The sequence below is a fragment of the Lysobacter defluvii IMMIB APB-9 = DSM 18482 genome (genome assembly GCF_000423325.1).
GTDB classification, from domain to species: Bacteria; Pseudomonadota; Gammaproteobacteria; order Xanthomonadales; family Xanthomonadaceae; genus Novilysobacter; species Novilysobacter defluvii.
In genome coordinates this window covers 219,551-238,223 of the sequence record NZ_AUHT01000004.1, presented here as the reverse complement: position 1 = coordinate 238,223, position 18,673 = coordinate 219,551, and the positions used below count along the sequence as shown (strand labels likewise).

Here is an 18,673-nt window from a genome sequence, read left to right as displayed (position 1 = left end):
GGAGCCGCAGGCTACTCGAAGCTGCCGATCGCGTCGTGTGAGAGGTTGTCGAAGCGGGTGTACTCGCCGAAGAAGCGCAGCTTGATCGAGCCGGTCGGGCCGTTTCGCTGCTTGCCGATGATCACCTCGGCCAGTCCCTTGTCGGGCGAGTTTTCCTTGTTGTAGTAGTCGTCGCGGTAGATGAAGACGATCACGTCCGCGTCCTGCTCGATCGCGCCGGACTCCCGCAGGTCGGCCATCACCGGCCGCTTGTCGGCGCGGGTCTCCAGCGAGCGGTTGAGCTGGGACAGCGCGATCACCGGCACGTTGAGCTCCTTGGCCAGGTGCTTGAGCGAGCGGGAGATCTCGGAGATCTCGGTGGCCCGGTTCTCGCTGTTCCCGGGCACCGACATCAGCTGCAGGTAGTCGACCACCACCAGGCCCAGGTCGTGCTCGCGCTTGAGCCGCCTGGCCTTGGAGCGCAGCTGGTCGGGCGACAGGCCCGGCGTGTCGTCGATGAAGATCTTCGCTTCCTTCAGCATCCGGATCGCGCTGGTGACCCGGCTCCAGTCCTCGTCCTCGAGCTGGCCGCTGCGCAGGCGCTGGGCGTTGACCCGGCCGTTGGAGGAAATCAGGCGCAGCGCGAGCTGGCTCGCCGACATTTCCATCGAGAACACCGCCACCGCCTTCTTGGTGCGGATGGCGGCGTGCTCGGCCATGTTGAGCGCCAGCGTGGTCTTCCCCATCGCCGGGCGCGCGGCCAGGATCAGCAGGTCGGTGGGCTGCAGCCCGGCGGTCATCTCGTCGAACTCGGTGTAGCCGGTCGGCAGGCCGGTGACCGAGCCACCCGCCTCGTACCGCTTCTGCAGCACGTCGAAGGCTTCCGACAGCGCGGTGTTCATCGCGGTGAAGTCGGTGCGACCCTGCGAGCCGGCCTCGGCGATCGCGAACACCTCCTGCTCGGCCTTGGCGAGGATCTCGCTGCTGTCGCGGCCATCGGGCTGGAAGCCGTCGTTGACGATCTCCGTGCCCACCTCGATCAGCTGCCGCAGGATCGACTTGTCGCGCACGATCTCGGCATAGGCCTTGATGTTGGCCGCCGAGGGCGTGGTGCTGGCCAGCTCGATCAGGTAGCTGCCGCCGGCCACCAGCTCGGCGTGGCCGTTGGACTCGAACCACTCGCCCAGGGTCACCGCGTCGAAGGGCCGGCTCTTCTCGGCCAGCTCGCGGATGGCGCGGAAGATGAGCTGGTGGTCGCGGCGGTAGAAGTCGCGCTCGTTCAGGCCGTCGGCGACGGTGTCATAGGCCTCCGGCGCGAGCATCAGCCCGCCCAGTACGGCCTGCTCGGCCTCCACCGACTGCGGCGGTACCCGCAGCTGGTCCACGCGCTGCTCGGCGCGGGTTTCGAAACGTGGTGCGGTGTCCCGGAAGCCTGGGCGTGCGCTCATCGAAGTCCTGTCCTGGAGGCCCGCGCGGATGCCGCGGGCAGGCGGTGATGCTAGGCGGCCGGCGCCGCGGGCGGTACGGAAAAGTCTGTGGACAAGTGGTGGAGAAGCTGGGCATGCCAGTCCTGCCACGCCCGTGTCGCAAGGGCTGCGACGCTGCCGGCGCCAGACGCCCGAAGGGCGCCCTGGGGCGCCCTTCGGGGGTACTGCCGGTGGGCGTGGATCAGGCCAGTTCGCCTTCCACGATCACCTTAACGGTGGTCTCGATGTCGCCGTGCAGCTGCACGAGGATCTCGTACTCGCCGGCCTGGCGGATCGGGCCCTCGCCCATTACGACCTCGGACTTGCTGACCTGGTGGCCGGCCCGGGTGAGGGCCTCGGCCACGTCACGGGTGGTGATCGAGCCGTACAGCTTGCCCTCGGTGGAGGCGTTGGCGCGGATGGTCACCTCGACGCCCTCCAGGGCGGCGCGGCGCGACTCGGCCTCGTCGTTGAGCGCCTTGGCGCGGGCTTCGTACTCGGCGCGCTTGGCCTCGAACTCGGCCAGGTTGGCCTCGGTGGCCGGCACGGCCTTGCCCTGGGGAACCAGGAAGTTGCGGCCGTAGCCCGGCTTGACGGTGACCTTGTCACCGAGCTGGCCGAGGTTCTGCACGTTCTGCAGGAGGATGAGTTGCATGGTGGTGCTCCTAGGTCGTTAGCAGGGGGTGGCCCTGCAGCGAGGGGGTCGCTGTCCGAATGGGGGTGTGCCTGGGGAGGGCGGTGGGACGTGGGGGCTGCCCTCGTCCTGGGGTTTGGCGGGCCCTCTCCAATGCCCTCTCCCGCAAGCGGGAGAGGGGGAAACGGTGTCGCCCGTTGGGCGACGCGTTCCTCAGGCGTTGTGGTTGTCGGTGTACGGGATCAGGGCCAGGAAACGCGCGCGCTTGACGGCGGTGGCGAGCTGGCGCTGGTACTTCGACTTGGTGCCGGTCACGCGCGACGGGACGATCTTGCCGGTCTCGGTGATGTACTGGCGCAGGGTGTTGAGATCCTTGTAGTCGATCTCCTTGACGCCCTCGGCGGTGAACTTGCAGAACTTGCGGCGGCGGAAGAACTTGGACATGTGGCTGCTCCTGGAGGTCGTGATCAGGCGGCGTCGTCGTCGGAGGACTTCTCGTCCTTGCCGTCGTCATCGCCATCGGACTTGGCGTCGGAACGGCCTTCGCCGTCGTCGTCGCGGCGGCGGCGCTCGCCGCGCTCGGGCTTGTCGCCCTTCTCGTCCTTGAACTTCATGATCAGCGACTGCTCGGTCTCCGGACCGTCGCGCTTGATCACCAGGTGGCGCAGGATCGCGTCGTTGAAGCGGAAGGTATCGACCAGCTCGTTGAGCACTTCCTGGCTGGCTTCGATGTTGAGCAGCACGTAATGGGCCTTGACCAGGTTCTGGATCGGGTAGGCCAGCTGGCGGCGGCCCCAGTCCTCGAGGCGGTGGACCTTGCCCTCGCCGGCCTCGATCGTGCCCTTGTAGCGCTCGATCATGCCCGGAACCTGCTCGCTCTGGTCCGGATGGACCAGGAAGACGATCTCGTAGTGACGCATCGTGTTTTTCCTTGTGGATGACGGCCGTGCGGCCGGTTCAGCCCCCCGACGCCGGGGCGCGGTGGGGCAAGGTTCCCGCGCGCGGGGCGCGGGAAGCCGACAATTATGGCGGAACGGCGCGGCCGGCGCCAGTGGCTGCCCGGGGCAGCCGGGCAGCCGGGCAGCCGGCGCGAAGCGCGCCGCGCGGCTGGCTCAGGCCAGGTCGGCGTCGGTGGTGAAGCTCTCGCCGCAGCCGCACTCGGCACTGGCGTTGGGATTGCGGAACAGGAACTGGTCGCCCAGCTTTCGCTGCTCGACGTCGATGACGGTGCCATCGACCTGCGGCAGGCTGAGCATGTCGACATAGATCCGCACCCCGCGGTCTTCGAACACGGTGTCGCCCGGCTGCTCGCCGTGCGCCAGGTCCGCCACGTACTGCCAGCCGGAGCAGCCGGTGCGCTTCACCCCGAAGCGCAGGCCCAGCGCCCCGGGTTCCTTCTCCAGGAAGCGGTTGACGCGGTCGGCGGCGGCGGGGGTGAGGGTGACGGACATGGACTGCTCTCCTGCGGTGTAGCGATTGTACCGGGGGCGTGCGGCGGCTGCCCCGCCCTCGGGTAAACTCCGGCCTTTCCCATATCGGGCCCGGAAGGGCGAGGTTCAAGGCATGACGGTGGTCAGCGTGCAGCACGCGCTTGCCGGCAGGTTGCCGGTCGGCGGCGAGGTGACGGTCAGGGGCTGGGTCCGCACCCGGCGGGATTCCAAGGCCGGCCTGAGCTTCGTCAATGTCAGCGACGGTTCCTGCTTCGCCCCGATCCAGGTCGTCGCGCCCGCCAGCCTTTCCAACTACGAGTCCGAGGTGAAGCACCTCACCGCCGGCTGCGCGGTGGTCGCCACCGGCGAGCTGGTCGAGTCGCAGGGCAAGGGCCAGGGTTTCGAGATCCAGGCCAGCCGCATCGAGGTAGTCGGCTGGGTCGAGGACCCCGAGACCTACCCGATCCAGCCCAAGGCGCACTCGCTGGAGTTCCTGCGCGAGGTCGCGCACCTGCGCCCGCGCACCAACCTGTTCGGCGCCGTGACCCGCATCCGCCACACCCTGGCGATGGCGGTGCACCGCTACTTCCACCGCAACGGCTACTACTGGATCAGCACGCCGATCGTCACCACGTCCGACGCCGAGGGCGCAGGGCAGATGTTCCGGGTCTCCACGCTGGACCTGGCCAACCTTCCGCGCCGCGACGACGGCGGCATCGACTTCCGCCAGGACTTCTTCGGCCGCGAGGCGTTCCTGACCGTCTCCGGCCAGCTCAACGTCGAGGGATACGCACTGGCGCTGAGCAGGGTCTACACCTTCGGCCCGACCTTCCGCGCGGAGCACTCGCACACCACGCGGCACCTGGCCGAGTTCTGGATGGTCGAGCCGGAGATCGCCTTCGCCGACCTGCTGCAGACCGCCGAGGTGGCCGAGGACTTCCTCAAGTACCTGTTCCGCGCGGTGCTGGAGGAGCGCGCCGATGACATGGCGTTCATCGCCGAGCGGGTGCAGAAGGACGCCGTCACCCGGCTGGAGAAGTTCATCAACGCCCCGTTCGAGCGCATCGACTACACCGACGCGGTGAAGCTGCTGCAGGACTCGGGGCACAAATTCGAGTTCCCGGTGGAATGGGGGCTGGACCTGCAGACCGAGCACGAGCGCTGGCTGACCGAGCAGCACGTCGGCCGCCCGGTGGTGGTGACCAACTACCCCGAGCACATCAAGGCCTTCTACATGCGCCTCAACGACGACGGCAAGACGGTCGCGGCGATGGACGTGCTGGCGCCCGGCATCGGCGAGATCATCGGCGGTTCCCAGCGCGAGGAGCGCCTGGACGTGCTCGACGCGCGCATGGCGCAGTTCGGCCTGGATCCGGAAGAGTACGAGTGGTACCGGGACTTCCGCCGCTACGGCTCGGTGCCGCACTCGGGCTTCGGGCTCGGCTTCGAGCGGCTGGTCGTCTATGTTTGCGGCCTGGCCAACATCCGCGATGCGATCGCCTACCCGCGCGCGCCCGGCAGCGCCGAATTCTGAGGTCCCCGCCCCGCCGTGATCCTGTTCCTCGCCCTGCTCGCCCTCGCCCTGGCCATCGCCGGGTTCACCGCCTTCGTGATCTTCTGGCCGCTGATGCTGGTCCACGTGCGCGATCGCCACCCCGGCCTGCTGGACCGGTACGGCACCAGCGCGTTCGCCAACCCGGCCGCCTGGGGCTGGCTGCTCCGCGGGGACTACCGCAGCGCGGGCGACCGCAACCTGGACGGACTGGCCACCCCGGCCCGCATCGCGCTCTCGACCATCCTGGCCGGGCTGCTGATGTCGGGCGTGCTGTACGCGATCTCGCTGGTGGCGGCATGAGCGACGCGCAGTGGTGGCTGGCGACGCTGGGGCGCACGGTGGTGTGGGCGCGGCTGCGGGTGCTGGAGGCGGGCACTGCCGAGGTCTTCGACAGCGACGGCAACACCTTGCCCTACGACAGCGAGGACACCGCGCGCGCGGCGCTGATGGACGCCGAGTTCGTGGCCCTCGACGGCATGGACGAGGACGACGCGGCCGCACGAGGCTTCTCCCTGGCCGAGCTGGAGCCGCCCCGCGGCGAAGGCGACGAGGCATTGCGGCCGCAGATGGTGCGGAAGCTGCCGCGCCCCCACTGACGACCCGGAGGCACCATGGATCTTCGCCTGGACAACCGCCACGCCCTGGTCTGCGGCGCCAGCCAGGGGATCGGCCTGGCCACCGCGCGCGAGCTCGCCGGCCTGGGCGCCCGCGTGACCGTACTGGCCCGCCGCGCCGACCGGCTCGCCGAGGTGGCGGCCGGACTGCCGGGCGAGGGCCACGGCTGGATCGCCGCCGACACCTCCGATACCGCTGCGCTGGCCGCGGCCGCTGCCGAGGTCGCGGCGCGACGGCCGGTTGACATCCTGGTCAACAATAGCGGCGGTCCGCCCCCCGGCCCGCTGCACGAGGCGGACCCGCCCGCGCTGGAGGCCGCCATGCGCCAGCACGTCGTCGCCTGCCAGGTGCTGGTGCAGGCGCTGCTGCCCGGCATGCGCGAAGGTGGCCACGGCCGCATCGTCAACATCATCTCCACCTCGGTGAAGGAGCCCATCGCCGGGCTTGGCGTCTCCAACACGGCGCGCTGGGCCGTCGCCGCCTGGGCCAAGACCCTCGCCGGCGAGCTTGGGCCGCACGGCATCACGGTCAACAACGTGCTCCCCGGCTTCACGGACACTCCCCGCATCGAGCAGATCATCCGCAGCGGCGCCGAACGGAGCGGCCGAAGCGAGCAGGCGGTGTTCGAGGAGATGGTCGCCAACGTCCCGCTGCGGCGCTTCGCGCGGCCGGAGGAGACCGCCGCCGCGGTCGCCTTCCTGTGCTCGCCGGCGGCCGCCTACATCACCGGCGTCAACCTGCCCGTCGACGGCGGGCGGACCCGCTCGCTCTGACCCGCGCCCGGCGCGGGCGCTGCCCAGGAACCCCAGCCCGATGCCCACCCTCTCCGAGCTGCTCGACAACAACCGCAAGTGGTCCGACCGCGTCAGCGCCGAGGACCCGGGCTTCTTCGAGCGGCTCTCGCGCCTGCAGGCGCCCGAATACCTGTGGATCGGCTGCTCCGACTCGCGCGTCCCGGCCAACCAGATCATCGACGTCGCGCCGGGCGAGGTCTTCGTCCACCGCAACATCGCCAACGTGGTGGTGCACACCGACCTGAACTGCCTGTCGGTGATCCAGTTCGCCGTCGACGTGCTGAAGGTCAAGCACATCCTGGTGGTCGGCCACTACGGCTGCGGCGGCGTGCATGCGGCGCTGCACGGAACCCGCCTGGGCCTGTCCGACAACTGGGTCCGGCACGTCGCCGACGTCGCCGAGATGCACGAGCAGGCGCTGTGCGAGTACGGTGACGACGAGATCCGCCATGACCGGCTGTGCGAGCTGAACGTGCTGGAGCAGGTGGTCAACGTATGCCACGCGACCGTCGTGCGGGATGCCTGGGCCCGCGGCCAGGAACTCGTCGTCCACGGCTGGGTCTATACCCTCAAGGACGGGCGCGTGCATGACCTGGGCATCGACGTGGAATCCGCCGACCGCCTGCAGGAAAAATACGACGAGGCCCTGGCGCGGATCAGGGTGGACCGGGAGGACCGCTGATGGCATTGCCCGAACCGATCAACCTGCAGGCCTGGATCGACGAGCACCGGCACCTGCTCAGGCCACCGGTGGGCAACAAGTGCATGACCGACGGCGACTTCATCGTGATGATCGTCGGCGGTCCGAACACGCGCACCGACTACCACTGGGAGGAAGGCCCGGAGTTCTTCCACCAGCTGGAGGGCGAGATGGTGCTGCGCATCCAGGAGGACGGGAAGCCGCGCGACATCCGGATCCGCGCAGGCGAGACCTTCTACCTGCCGCCGCGGGTCCCGCACAGCCCGCAGCGCATGCCCGGCTCGGTCGGGCTGGTGATCGAGCGCAGGCGGCTGGCGCACGAGGACGACGCGCTGATGTGGTTCTGCATCGACTGCAACCACAAGCTGTACGAGGAGCACTTCCACCTGGTCGACATCGAGCAGGACTTCTTCCGCGTGTTCGAGAAGTTCTACCGCGACGACCGGCTGCGCACCTGCAGCCAGTGCGGCACCCTCAATCCGCGGCCGGACCGGTATGACATGGCGGCCGACTCGCAGGCGGACATCACCTGACCGGCGACGCGCCGGGCTAGGCGGTCATCCCGGCGGCATTCATGAACCGCCGGATCAGCCAGGCGACCACGCCCAGCGTGGCGACGCTGCCCGCCCACAGCAGTACCAGCCAGCCCACCCGCCGCAGCCAGTGGCGGCCCGCGCTGCCCCGCATCAGTGGTAGCCCTCGCCCGCCCTGACCTTGCCGCGGAACACCCAGTAGCTGAAGGCCGTGTAGGCCAGGATGACCGGGATGATGAAGAGCGTCCCCACCAGGGTGAAGCCCAGGCTCTGCGGCGGCGCGGCGGCCTCGTGGATGCTGGTGTCGGGCGGGATCACGTTCGGCCAGATGCTGATCCCCAGCCCGCTGTAGCCCAGGAACACCAGCGCCAGCGTCAGCAGGAACGGGGCCACGTGGTGCCCACGCTGCAGCGACCGCAGCAGCAGGCCGGCGACCAGCACGACCAGCAGCGGCACCGGCAGGAAGAAGTACAGGTTGGGGACGCTGAACCAACGCTCGGCGATTTGCGGCTGCGCCAGCGCGGTCCACAGGCTGATGCCGGCGATCACCGCCAACAGCGCCCACAGCCAGGTGCGGGTCCGCCGCCGCATCTCCTCGTGCAGCGGCCCCTCGGTCTTGATCAGCAGCCAGGTGCTGCCCAGCAGCATGTACGCGACCACCAGGCCGACCCCGGTGAACAGCGGGAACGGCGCCAGCCAGTCCAGCGGTCCGCCGGCGAAGCGGCCGTCCGCCATCTCGAGGCCATCGATGAAGCTGCCCAGCACCACGCCCTGGAAGAACGCCGCCGCGTAGGAGCCGGCCATGAAGGTGAAGTCCCAGGTCTTCCGCCTGCCGGGCGCCGCCACCACCCGGTACTCGAACGACACCCCCCGCAGGATCAGTCCCAGCAGCATCAGCACCAGCGGCAGGTACAGCGCGCTGAGCACGACCGCATAGGCCAGCGGGAATGCTGCCAGCAGCCCCGCCCCGCCCAGCACCAGCCAGGTCTCGTTGCCGTCCCAGATCGGCGCGATGGTGTTCATCATCACGTCGCGGTCCTCGCGTCCCGGGAAGAACGGGAACAGCATCCCGATGCCCAGGTCGAAGCCGTCCATCACCACGTACATCCCGATGGCGAACAGGATCACCACCGCCCAGATCACCGGCAGGTCGACACCCATCAGCCGCTCCTCCGCATGGCGTCTTCGTCGGCGGTGCGCGATTCGTCGGCCGCGGCGGACATCGGGCGCATCGGCGTGCGGGCCTGTCCCGGCCCGCCGTCGGGGTCGTCCCCGGGGCCGTCCGCCGCCGTCGTGGCCGGCCGTCCCATGAGGCGCAGCATGTAGACCGACCCGGCCCCGAAGATCACCACGTAGCAGGCCACGAAGGCGGCCAGGGCGAACCCGACCTCGGACGCGGAGTGCGCCGACACGCCCTCCGCGGTCCGCATCACCCCGTAGATGATCCACGGCTGCCGCCCGACCTCGGTGGTGAACCACCCGGCGAGGATCGCCACCAGTCCCGCCGGCCCCATCAGTACCGCGAACTGATGCAGCGCGGGGGAATCGAGGAAGCGGCCGCGCGAGCGCGCCAGCGCTCCCCAGGCCCCCAGCGCGATCATCAGCAGCCCCAGCCCGACCATGATCCGGAAGGTCCAGAACACCACCGGGACCGGCGCGCGCTCGTCGGCCGGGAAGTCCTTCAGCACCGGGGTCATCCCGTCCCAGCTGTGGGTCAGGATCAGGCTCGACAGGTGCGGGACCTCCAGCGCCATGCGGGTGGTCTCCGCCTCCATGTCGGGCAGCCCGAAGAGGATCAGCGGCATGCCCTCGGACGGGTCCTCGGGGCGCTCCCAGTGGCCCTCGATCGCGGCGAGCTTGGCCGGCTGGTGCTCCAGGGTGTTCAGCCCGTGGAAGTCGCCGATTACCGCCTGCACCGGCGCGGTGAACAGCACCATCCACATCGCCATCGACCACATGGTGCGGACCGCGGGATCGCGGCGCCCGCGCAGCAGGTGCCAGGCCGCGGTGCCGGCGACCAGCAGGCCGGTAGCGAGGAAGGCGGCGGTCACCATGTGGGCGAGCCGGTACGGGAAGGACGGGTTGAAGATCACCGCCAGCCAGTCCACCGGCACCACCACCCCGTCGACGATCTCGTGTCCCTGGGGGGTCTGCATCCAGCTGTTCGACGCCAGGATCCACGTAGCCGAGATCAGCGTCCCGACCGAGACCGCGATGGTCGAGAAGAAGTGCAGCCCCGGGCCGACCCGCTTCATGCCGAACAGCATGACGCCGAGGAAACCGGCCTCCAGGAAGAACGCGGTCAGCACCTCGTAGGTCAGCAGCGGGCCGGTGATCGACCCCGCGAAGCGCGAGAACTCGCTCCAGTTGGTGCCGAACTGGTAGGCCATCACGATGCCCGACACCACCCCCATGCCGAAGGCCACCGCGAAGGGCTTGAGCCAGAACCGGTAGAGGTCCAGGTAGACCTGCCGCTTGCGTGCGAGCCAGAGGCCCTCCAGCACGGCCAGGTACGCGGCCAGGCCGATCGTGATCGCCGGGAAGATGATGTGGAACGAGATGGTGAAGGCGAACTGGATTCGCGCCAGCATCAGGGCGTCGAGACCGAACATGGCGGGCTCCGGGGGACCGCCCGCAGCGTAGCGCCGCCTCGGGTCAGCGTGGTCAAGGACGCATGAAGGCCGCTGGCCGGGGCTGCCGTGGAAGGCGTGCTCGGTTATCGTGGTGCGCGGCCCGGCCGGGCCACCGGGGGGAAGAAGGAACGACCGTGCTGAAGATCGACATCCACGCCCACTACCTGCCGCGTGACTGGCCCGACCTGGCGCGCAAGTACGGCGAACCGCGCTTCCCCGTCATCCACCACACCGAGGACGGCCGCCACCGCATCTACAAGGATGGCCGCTTCTTCCGCGAGGTCTGGTCCAACACCTGGGATCCGGAGCAGCGCATCGAGGACTACGCGCGCCACGGCGTGCAGGTACAGGTGCTGAGCACGGTGCCGGTGATGTTCTCCTACTGGGCACGGCCCCACCACGCGCTGGAGCTGCACCAGGCGCTCAACGACCACATGGCCGGGACGGTTCGGGACTACCCGCGCCACTACGCCGGCATCGGCACCGTGCCGCTGCAGTCGCCGCGCCTGGCCGTGCAGGAGCTGGAGCGCTGCATGGAGCAGCTGCACCTGCAGGGCGTGCAGATCGGCAGCCACGTCACCCGCGAGGACGGCCGGCACTGGAACCTCGACGCCCCCGAGCTGTTCGAGTTCTTCCAGGCCAGCGCCGAGCTGGGCGCGGCGATCCTGGTGCACCCGTGGGACATGATGGGCACCGACACCATGCCCAAGTACTGGCTGCCATGGCTGGTGGGCATGCCCGCCGAGCAGTCGCGGGCGGCGTGCTCGCTGGTGTTCGGCGGCGTGCTGGAGCGGCTGCCGGCGCTCAAGGTCTGCCTTGCCCATGGCGGCGGCAGCTTCCCCTACACGATCGGGCGCATCGAGCACGGCTTCAACATGCGCCCCGACCTGGTCGCGACCGACAACCCGCGCAACCCGCGCGAGTACCTCAGGCGCCTGTACTTCGACTCCTGGGTCGCCGACGACGCCGCCCTGCGCTACCTGCTCGACACCTGCGGCGTGGACCGGGTGATGCTCGGCACGGACTACCCGTTCCCCCTGGGCGAACAGGAGCCGGGTGCCGGCATCGCCGCGCTCGGCCTCGACGAGGCCGCCCAGGCACGCCTTTACCACGGCACCGCGCTGGAGTGGCTTGGCCTTCCGCGATCCCGTTTCGAGTGAGCCCCATGCACGACGCCTTCGACGAATCCCACGCCCGGGCGCTGGACGAGCGCGACCCGCTTCCCACCCTGCGCGACGAGTTCCACGTGCCCCGCTTCGGCGATGGCGAGCAGGCCTACTTCGTCGGCAACTCGCTGGGCCTGCAGCCGCGCAACGTCCGCGGCCATGTGCTGGAAGTGCTCGACACCTGGGCCGAGGTCGCCGTCGAGGGGCACTTCCGCGGCCACGCCGCCTGGATGCCCTACCACGAGCTGGTCCGCGATGGCCTGGCGCGGGTGGTGGGCGCCCGGCCCGGCGAGGTGGTGGCGATGAACTCGCTGACCACCAACCTGCACCTGATGATGGTCAGCTTCTACCGTCCCACCGCCGAGCGGCCGGCGATCCTGGTCGAGGCGGGGGCATTCCCCACCGACCGCTACGCGGTGGAGTCGCAGATCCGCTTCCACGGCTTCGACCCGTCCACCGACCTGGTCGAGGTGCAGCCGGACGAGCCGGGCGGCACCGTCTCCATGGAAGCGATCGAGCGCGCAATCACCGAGCACGGTCCGCGCCTGGCGCTGGTGCTGTGGCCCGGCGTGCAGTACCGCACGGGGCAGGCCTTCGACCTGGCGGAGATCGCCCGCCTGGCGCATGCGCAGGGTGCGTGCTGCGGTTTCGACCTGGCGCACTCCGCCGGCAACATCGACCTGGCCCTTCACGACAGCGGCGCCGACTTCGCCGTGTGGTGCCACTACAAGTACATGAACAGCGGGCCCGGGGCGGTGGCGGGCTGCTTCGTGCACGAGCGCCACGCCCGGACCGACCGCCCGCGCTTCGCGGGCTGGTGGGGCCACCAGGCCGAGTCGCGTTTCCGCATGGGGCCGGAGTTCATCCCGACACCCGGCGCCGAGGGCTGGCAGCAGAGCAATCCGCCGATCCTGGCGATGGCGCCGCTGCGTGCCTCGCTGGAGTTGTTCGACAGGGCCGGAATGGCCGCCCTGCGCGCCAAGTCCCTGCGCCTGACCGGCTACCTGCGGGAGCTGGTCGAACAGCGCCTCGGGGAGGTGCTGGAGATCCTCACCCCCGCCGCGACGGAGGGCCACGGGAGCCAGCTGTCGCTGCGGGTCGCCGGCGGGCGCGAGCGCGGCCGCGCCCTGTTCGAGTACCTGGAGGCGAATGGAGTGCTGGGCGACTGGCGCGAGCCGGACGTGATCCGCATCTCCCCCGCCCCGCTCTACAACACCCACCACGACGTGCTGCGCTTCGCACGCACCGTGGATGCCTGGCGCCAGGGCGCCGGCTGATGCCCGGAGGCCACGTGCACGACCACCAGGACCCTACGCGCGATCCCGCCCGGCACCTGACCGTGGTCGGCGCAGGACTGGCCGGCGCCGTGCTGGCCGCCCTGCTCGCCCGGCGCGGATGGCGGGTCGACGTCCACGAGATGCGCGGCGACCCGCGCCGCAAGGGATACGAGCGGGGCCGCTCGATCAACCTGGCCCTCGCCGAGCGCGGTCGCGCGGCATTGCGCGCGGCCGGCGCGGACGAGGCGGTGATGGCGCAGGCAATCATGATGCGCGGGCGCATGGTGCACTTCGCCGACGGCCGGGTCGACCTGCAACGCTACGGCATGGACGACAGCGAGGTGATCTGGTCGGTGCACCGCGGCCGCCTCAACCAGGCGCTGCTGGACGTCGCCGAGCAGGCCGGCGCGCGGCTGCACTTCGACGAGGCGCTGGAGTCGGTGGACTTCGGCGGGCGCATCGCGCGCTTCCGCACCCCCGGCGGCATCCGCGAGGTCGCCTTCACCAGCCTCGTCGGCACCGATGGCGCCGGCTCGGCCGTGCGCAAGGCGATGGAGGCGGTCGAGGACCTGGGCGCACGCACCGAGATGCTCGGGCATTCCTACAAGGAACTGGAGATCCCGCCGGCCGCGGGCGGGGGTTTCCGGATCGAGCAGAACGCGCTGCACATCTGGCCCCGCGGGCGCTTCATGTGCATCGCCCTGCCCAATACCGAGGGCACCTTCACCGTCACCCTGTTCATGCCCAACGAAGGGGACCCGGATGGCGCGGTTCCCGGCTTCGACCAGGTGCGCACGGGCGCGGAGGCCAGGGCCCTGTTCGAGCGCTTCTTCCCGGACGCCTCGCCGCTGATCCCGCGGCTGGAGCACCTCTTCGAGAACAACCCGACCAGCAGCCTCGGCACCCTGTACCTGGACCGCTGGCACCTGGATGGACGCGCGGTGCTGGTCGGCGATGCCGCCCACGCCATGGTCCCGTTCCACGGGCAGGGCATGAACTGCGCCTTTGAGGACTGCGCCGCGCTGGCGCGCCACCTGTCAGCGCCGGGCGTGGAGCTGCCGGCGGCCTTCGCGGCCTACCAGGCCGAGCGGCTGCCCAACGCCCGCGCGATCCAGCACATGGCGCTGGAGAACTACCTGGAGATGCGCGACCGGGTCGACGACGACGACTACCTGCTCCAGCGTGCCCTCGAGGTCCGCCTCGCGCACCGCCACCCGGAGCGCTTCGTGCCGCGCTACTCGATGGTCACCTTCCGCCACATGCCCTACGCCCGCGCCCTGATGCGCGGCAACCTGCAGCGCGAACTGCTGGTCGAGCTCACCCGCGGCCGCGACAGCCTGGAACAACTCGACTGGGCACACGCCGACCGGCTGGTACGCGAGCGCCTGGCGCCGCTGCCGCCCGACCACGAACCGCACCCCGGGACCGGCGGGGATCCCGCCGCCTGATGGCCGCCAGCTTCCTCTTCTACGACCTGGAGACCTTCGGCACCGACCCGCGCCGCAACCGGATCGCCCAGTTCGCGGCGATACGCACCGACAGCGAGCTGCGCCAGGTCGAGGAGCCCGTCAGCCTGTTCGTCCGCCCCGCCGACGACCTGCTGCCTTCGCCGGGCGCCACCCTGGTCACCGGGATCACGCCGCAGCGCGCCCTGGCCGAGGGCATGCCGGAAGCGGAGGCGTTCGCCGTGATCTGCGAGGAGATGGCACGGCCGGAGACCTGCACGCTCGGCTACAACTCGCTGCGCTTCGACGACGAGTTCATCCGGCACGGGCTGTTCCGCAACTTCCACGATGCCTACGAGCGCGAGTGGCGCGGCGGCAACTCGCGCTGGGACCTGCTGGACGTGTTCCGGCTCGCGCATGCGCTGCGCCCTGACGGCATCACCTGGCCAAGGCGCGAGGACGGGCACGCCTCCTTCCGGCTCGAGCACCTCGCCCAGGCCAATGGCGTGCGCGAGGGCGACGCCCACGAGGCCCTGTCCGACGTGCGGGCGCTGATCTCGATGGCGCGGCTGCTCCGCCGGGCGCAGCCCAGGCTGTGGGACTACGCGCTGCGGATGCGGGACAAGCGGCACGTCGCCGGGTTGCTGGACCCGGTGCAGGGCGGGCCGGTGCTGCACGTGTCCCAGCGCTTCCCCGCCAGCCGCCTATGCGCCGCCCCGGTGCTGCCGCTGGCGGCGCACCCCTCGATCTCCAACCGGGTGCTGGTGTTCGACCTCGGCCAGGACCCGTCGCCGCTGCTGGAGCTGGACGCCCAGGCGATCGCGGCGCGCCTGTACGTGCGCAGCGCGGACCTGCCGGAAGGCGTAGAGCGCGTCGCGCTCAAGGAAGTGCACCTCAACCGGAGCCCGGCCCTGGTGCCCTGGCGCCACCTGCGCGGGGAGGAGCTGGACCGGCTCGGGATCGATGCCGGCGAAGTGGAGAGCCGCGCCGCAACGCTGCGCACCGCCGGCCCCGCGCTGGCCGAAAAGGTCCGGCAGGTGTTCGCCCTGCGCGCCGATCCCACGCCGGGCGACGTCGACGGCGGGCTCTACGACGGGTTCCTGGGCGACGCCGACCGCCGGCTGTGCGCGGAAGTGCGCGCGACCACGCCGGCGGCACTGGGCGAGCGCCAGTTCGGATTCCGGGACCCGCGGCTGCACGAGCTGCTGTTCCGCTACCGCGCCCGCAACTGGCCGGGGACCCTGGATGCCGATGAACGCGCACGCTGGGACCGGTACCGGCACGAGCGCCTGCGCGGTGGCGGTGGACTGGCCGAGCACGACTTCGCCCGCTTCGACGAGGAGCTGGCGCAGCTGCGTGCTGTCCACGCAGGAGATCCGGCCCGACTGGCCCTGCTCGACGCCCTGGCCGACTGGCGGCACCGGCTGGACGCCGGGCTGCCGTTCCCCGCGGAGGCGCCCCCTGGCACCGGCCCCCTGCCCGCCGGGGCTTAGCCTTCCTACAGCGTCGCGGCCGTAGGATCCCGCTCCATGCCCGCCTACTTCAGCGATGCGACCTGGCGCTTCTTCCGTGCGCTGGCCCGCAACAACAACCGCACCTGGTTCCACGCCCACAAGGCCGACTACGAGCGCCACGTGCGCGAGCCCTACCAGCGCCTGCTGCACGACCTGCAGCCGGCCGTGGCCGCGATCAGCGAACACTTCCACGCCAATCCGGCGCGCGCGGGCGGCTCGCTGTTCCGGATCAACCGCGACACCCGCTTCGCCAACGACAAGAGCCCGTACAAGACCTGGCAGGGCGCGAAGATCTACCACACGCGCCACCGCCAGGTGGAAGCGCCCTCCTTCCACCTCCAGCTGCGCCCCGGCCAGAGCTTCCTGGGTGCCGGATTCTGGCGGCCGCACAACGACACCGTGCGCACGCTGCGCCAGTTCATCCTCGACAACCCGGCCAGCTGGAAGGCCGCCGCGCACGACCCCGGGGTCCGCGAACGCTTCGGTCTGGCTTCGCACAACCGGCTGGTGCGCATGCCGCACGGCTTCCCCGCGGATTTCGAGTTCGCCGACGACCTGCGGCTGAAGAGCTTCATACTGAGCCGGCCGCTGGCGGACGAGGTGGTCACCGGGCCGGACCTGCTGCAGGTGCTGGAGCGCGACCTGGCGGCGCTTGCACCCTTCAACGATTACCTGTGCGCGGCCGTCGACCTGGAGTTCTGATGATGCGCAAAGCCGCCGTTCTCGCGATCGTCGCACTGCTGTTGCTGGCGGCCTGGACCGCCGCCGGGCCGTGGCTGGCGATCGACGGCATCCGGCGGGCGGTGGCGGACAACAACGCCGCGGCACTGGAGCGCCACGTCGACTTCCCGGCGTTGCGGGCGAACCTCAAGGCCCGCGCGGACGACGCCCTCGCCCGGCGCGCCGGACCGGGCTTTGCTTCGACCGCACTCGGCGGACTCGTGCTGCGTGGCGCCAGCGGCCTCGCCTCGGGCGCGATCGACACAATGGCCACGCCCGCGGGCGTCGCCGCCCTGCTGGAGGGCCGCAGCTTCTGGCACCGGGCCAGTGGTGGCGGCATCCGGGCCGACGACGCCCTCGCCCACGAGCCGCCCGCCGACCCGCTGGCCGAGCCGGAATGGCGCTACGAGTCGCCGTCGCGCTTCACCGCCATCGTCGAACCGGCCACGGGCACGCCGGTGACCCTGGTATTCACGCGCCAGGGCCTGCGCTGGCGCCTGACCGACATCGCCCCGGCCGGCGAAGGCCGGCGCGGGGCGGGATAGCCGCGGGCGCTCCGTAGCCCGCGGCGGCCCTCAGGCCGACTTGCGTGCCGGCTCGGGCTCGGCCAGGAAGGCTTCCATGGAGTCGTCCAGCGCCTCCATCCACGGCGTGTGGTGCGGCGGCGCCAGGGTGCCGGTCATGGTCGAGCGGTAACTGCGGTCGCGGTAGCCGAGGATGCTCTCCTTCTTGTGCTGCTTCCACTGCTTGAACAGCGCGGCCATGCCCTCGATGTCGAACTCGGGGTAGTCCGTCGGCCCGACCAGGTCGCGGGTGTAGGCGGCCTGGAAGTCGATCTCCTCGTCGGCGGTGGCGCAGGCCTCTTCGCGCGCGACCCAGGCCTCGCTGTCGGCGCGCATCTCCTCCGTCGACGGCAGCGCCAGCCGGCCCAGGATCACGTCGCGCGCGTACCAGGCCTGCGCGTCGAACATGTTGAAGGTGTAGTACTGGTCCTGCATCCCGAGGTAGACCAGCTTCGGGTTGTCGATCCAGAACACGCCCTTGTACAGGTCGGGCGGGTACAGCCGGTTGCGGGTGCGCAGGGTCAGCTCGTCGGGCAGGAACGGGAAGTGGTGCTGGTAGCCGGTGCACAGGATGATCGCGTCCACCTCGCGCGAGGTGCCGTCCTTGAAGTGCGCGGTGTTGCCCTCCACCCGCAACAGCAGCGGGCGCTCCTCGAAGCTCTCCGGCCAGTCGTAGCCCATCGGCGCGCTGCGGTAGCTGAAGGTCACCGACTTCGCGCCGTACTTGTGGCACTGGGTGCCGATGTCCTCGGCCGAATAGCTGGACCCCACCAGCAGCAGGTCCTTGCCGGCGAACTCGCAGGCGTCGCGGAAGTCATGGGCGTGCAGGACGCGTCCGGGGAAGTGCTCGAGCCCCTCGAAGTACGGCGTGTTCGGGGTCGAGAAGTGGCCGGTCGCGACCACCACGTGGTCGAACTCCTCGGTCGACAGCACGTCCTTCTTCACGTCGCGCACGGTCACGCTGAACCGGCCGGTCTCCTCCGAGTACTCGACCCACTGCACCGCGGTGTTGAAGCGGATCTGCTCGCGCAGGCGCCACTTCTCGATGCGGCCCATGATGTAGTCGCGCAGGACCTCGCGCGGCGGGTAGGACGGGATGGGGCGGCCGAAGTGTTCCTCGAAGCTGTAGTCGGCGAACTCCAGGCATTCCTTCGGGCCGTTCGACCACAGGTAGCGGTACATGCTCCCGTGCACCGGCTCGCCGTAGGCGTCCAGGCCCGTGCGCCAGGTGTAGTTCCACATCCCGCCCAGGTCGGACTGCTTCTCGTAGCAGACGATCTCGGGCACGGTGGCGCCCGCGCGGCGGGCGGACTCGAAGGCCCGCAGCTGGGCCAGCCCGCTGGGACCGGCACCAAGGATGGCGATGCGTTGCGTCATCGGCGTTGTTGCTCCTGTTCTGTCGCCGCGCCCGGGGGCAGCGGCCTCGCGCAAGGCGCGGAAGGTGCCCGCGGGGGACCAGGGGTGGTCGAACCCCGGCGGGCGCACGAAGCCCGGCAGCCGCCCAGGGGCGGCGCGGCAAGGATCGGGCGGGAGGGCCGCCGGCCAGGACACCCCGGTCCTGCCCCCTGCATGCCGGGCACGCGTCGGGGATGACCAGTCGCAAAAACGCGACGATCGGATCACATGCCAGTGCAATCCCCGACGATGCG

21 protein-coding genes are annotated in these 18,673 nt (G+C 70.4%); 12 read left to right on the top strand and 9 right to left on the bottom strand.

Annotation, left to right across the window (positions count from 1 at the left end; all coding sequences use genetic code 11):
* Positions 1-11 precede the first annotated feature (11 nt).
* The 5 genes from G545_RS0101270 to G545_RS0101250 all read right to left on the bottom strand — a co-directional run bounded on the left by G545_RS0101270 (position 12) and on the right by G545_RS0101250 (position 3,530).
* The gene (locus G545_RS0101270) at positions 12-1,427 is read right to left on the bottom strand and encodes a replicative DNA helicase (protein ID WP_027068807.1); all 1,416 of its coding nucleotides are present in this window, start codon (positions 1,425-1,427) and stop codon (positions 12-14) included.
* Between the two features lie 220 nt (positions 1,428-1,647).
* A complete protein-coding gene (gene rplI, locus G545_RS0101265; protein WP_027068806.1) occupies positions 1,648-2,100 on the bottom strand; it encodes a 50S ribosomal protein L9 in 453 nt (150 codons plus the stop codon).
* 192 nt (positions 2,101-2,292) lie between these two features.
* Complete coding sequence (rpsR, locus tag G545_RS0101260; protein ID WP_027068805.1) at positions 2,293-2,523, bottom strand: 30S ribosomal protein S18; 231 nt, start codon at positions 2,521-2,523, stop codon at positions 2,293-2,295.
* 23 nt (positions 2,524-2,546) lie between these two features.
* Positions 2,547-2,999, bottom strand: coding sequence for a 30S ribosomal protein S6 (gene rpsF, locus G545_RS0101255; protein WP_027068804.1), 453 nt, complete (start codon positions 2,997-2,999; stop codon positions 2,547-2,549).
* A gap of 192 nt (positions 3,000-3,191) precedes the next feature.
* Complete coding sequence (locus tag G545_RS0101250) at positions 3,192-3,530, bottom strand: HesB/IscA family protein (protein ID WP_027068803.1); 339 nt, start codon at positions 3,528-3,530, stop codon at positions 3,192-3,194.
* A gap of 112 nt (positions 3,531-3,642) precedes the next feature.
* On the opposite strand from G545_RS0101250, the gene asnS reads away from it, so the two are divergent.
* Genes asnS through G545_RS13130 form a run of 6 tightly spaced genes read left to right on the top strand, consistent with a single transcriptional unit; the run spans position 3,643 to position 7,706 of the window.
* Positions 3,643-5,043, top strand: coding sequence for an asparagine--tRNA ligase (asnS, locus tag G545_RS0101245; protein WP_027068802.1), 1,401 nt, complete (start codon positions 3,643-3,645; stop codon positions 5,041-5,043).
* Positions 5,044-5,058: 15 nt separating this feature from the next.
* Positions 5,059-5,364, top strand: a complete 306-nt coding sequence (locus tag G545_RS0101240) for a hypothetical protein (protein WP_027068801.1) — start codon at positions 5,059-5,061, stop codon at positions 5,362-5,364.
* Positions 5,361-5,660 (top strand): hypothetical protein, encoded by a 300-nt coding sequence (locus G545_RS0101235; protein WP_027068800.1) that lies wholly within the window; start codon positions 5,361-5,363, stop codon positions 5,658-5,660. The genes G545_RS0101240 and G545_RS0101235 overlap by 4 nt, the downstream gene beginning before the upstream one ends.
* A 15-nt stretch (positions 5,661-5,675) precedes the next feature.
* Complete coding sequence (locus tag G545_RS0101230) at positions 5,676-6,452, top strand: SDR family oxidoreductase (protein ID WP_027068799.1); 777 nt, start codon at positions 5,676-5,678, stop codon at positions 6,450-6,452.
* 40 nt (positions 6,453-6,492) lie between these two features.
* Positions 6,493-7,155 (top strand): carbonate dehydratase, encoded by a 663-nt coding sequence (can, locus tag G545_RS0101225; protein ID WP_027068798.1) that lies wholly within the window; start codon positions 6,493-6,495, stop codon positions 7,153-7,155.
* Positions 7,155-7,706, top strand: coding sequence for a 3-hydroxyanthranilate 3,4-dioxygenase (locus G545_RS13130; protein ID WP_052106880.1), 552 nt, complete (start codon positions 7,155-7,157; stop codon positions 7,704-7,706). The genes can and G545_RS13130 overlap by 1 nt, the downstream gene beginning before the upstream one ends.
* A 16-nt stretch (positions 7,707-7,722) precedes the next feature.
* Here G545_RS13130 and G545_RS15140 read toward each other — a convergent pair whose 3' ends face one another.
* Genes G545_RS15140 through G545_RS0101205 form a run of 3 tightly spaced genes read right to left on the bottom strand, consistent with a single transcriptional unit; the run spans position 7,723 to position 10,318 of the window.
* Positions 7,723-7,860 (bottom strand): DUF2474 domain-containing protein, encoded by a 138-nt coding sequence (locus G545_RS15140; RefSeq protein WP_081677656.1) that lies wholly within the window; start codon positions 7,858-7,860, stop codon positions 7,723-7,725.
* The gene (gene cydB, locus G545_RS0101210; protein WP_027068797.1) at positions 7,860-8,867 is read right to left on the bottom strand and encodes a cytochrome d ubiquinol oxidase subunit II; all 1,008 of its coding nucleotides are present in this window, start codon (positions 8,865-8,867) and stop codon (positions 7,860-7,862) included. Before cydB ends, G545_RS15140 begins: the two co-directional genes overlap by 1 nt.
* On the bottom strand, positions 8,867-10,318 hold the full coding sequence (locus tag G545_RS0101205) for a cytochrome ubiquinol oxidase subunit I (RefSeq protein ID WP_027068796.1): 1,452 nt from the start codon (positions 10,316-10,318) through the stop codon (positions 8,867-8,869). The genes cydB and G545_RS0101205 overlap by 1 nt, the downstream gene beginning before the upstream one ends.
* A gap of 155 nt (positions 10,319-10,473) precedes the next feature.
* On the opposite strand from G545_RS0101205, the gene G545_RS0101200 reads away from it, so the two are divergent.
* Genes G545_RS0101200 through G545_RS0101175 form a run of 6 tightly spaced genes read left to right on the top strand, consistent with a single transcriptional unit; the run spans position 10,474 to position 17,006 of the window.
* Positions 10,474-11,499: an amidohydrolase family protein gene (locus tag G545_RS0101200; protein ID WP_027068795.1), complete on the top strand. Its 1,026-nt coding sequence runs from the start codon at positions 10,474-10,476 to the stop codon at positions 11,497-11,499.
* 5 nt (positions 11,500-11,504) lie between these two features.
* Positions 11,505-12,782, top strand: a complete 1,278-nt coding sequence (kynU, locus tag G545_RS0101195; RefSeq protein WP_027068794.1) for a kynureninase — start codon at positions 11,505-11,507, stop codon at positions 12,780-12,782.
* Between the two features lie 14 nt (positions 12,783-12,796).
* Complete coding sequence (locus G545_RS13125) at positions 12,797-14,230, top strand: FAD-dependent oxidoreductase (protein ID WP_231553208.1); 1,434 nt, start codon at positions 12,797-12,799, stop codon at positions 14,228-14,230.
* Entirely contained in the window at positions 14,230-15,720 is a 1,491-nt protein-coding gene (gene sbcB / locus G545_RS13120; RefSeq protein ID WP_052106821.1) for an exodeoxyribonuclease I, read from the top strand. Before G545_RS13125 ends, sbcB begins: the two co-directional genes overlap by 1 nt.
* 36 nt (positions 15,721-15,756) lie before the next feature.
* Complete coding sequence (locus tag G545_RS0101180) at positions 15,757-16,443, top strand: DUF2461 domain-containing protein (RefSeq protein WP_027068793.1); 687 nt, start codon at positions 15,757-15,759, stop codon at positions 16,441-16,443.
* On the top strand, positions 16,443-17,006 hold the full coding sequence (locus tag G545_RS0101175; RefSeq protein ID WP_027068792.1) for a DUF2939 domain-containing protein: 564 nt from the start codon (positions 16,443-16,445) through the stop codon (positions 17,004-17,006). Before G545_RS0101180 ends, G545_RS0101175 begins: the two co-directional genes overlap by 1 nt.
* A gap of 30 nt (positions 17,007-17,036) precedes the next feature.
* Here the strand turns inward: G545_RS0101175 and G545_RS0101170 are convergent, their stop codons facing one another.
* Entirely contained in the window at positions 17,037-18,401 is a 1,365-nt protein-coding gene (locus G545_RS0101170) for an NAD(P)-binding domain-containing protein (protein WP_027068791.1), read from the bottom strand.
* Positions 18,402-18,673: the final 272 nt, after the last annotated feature.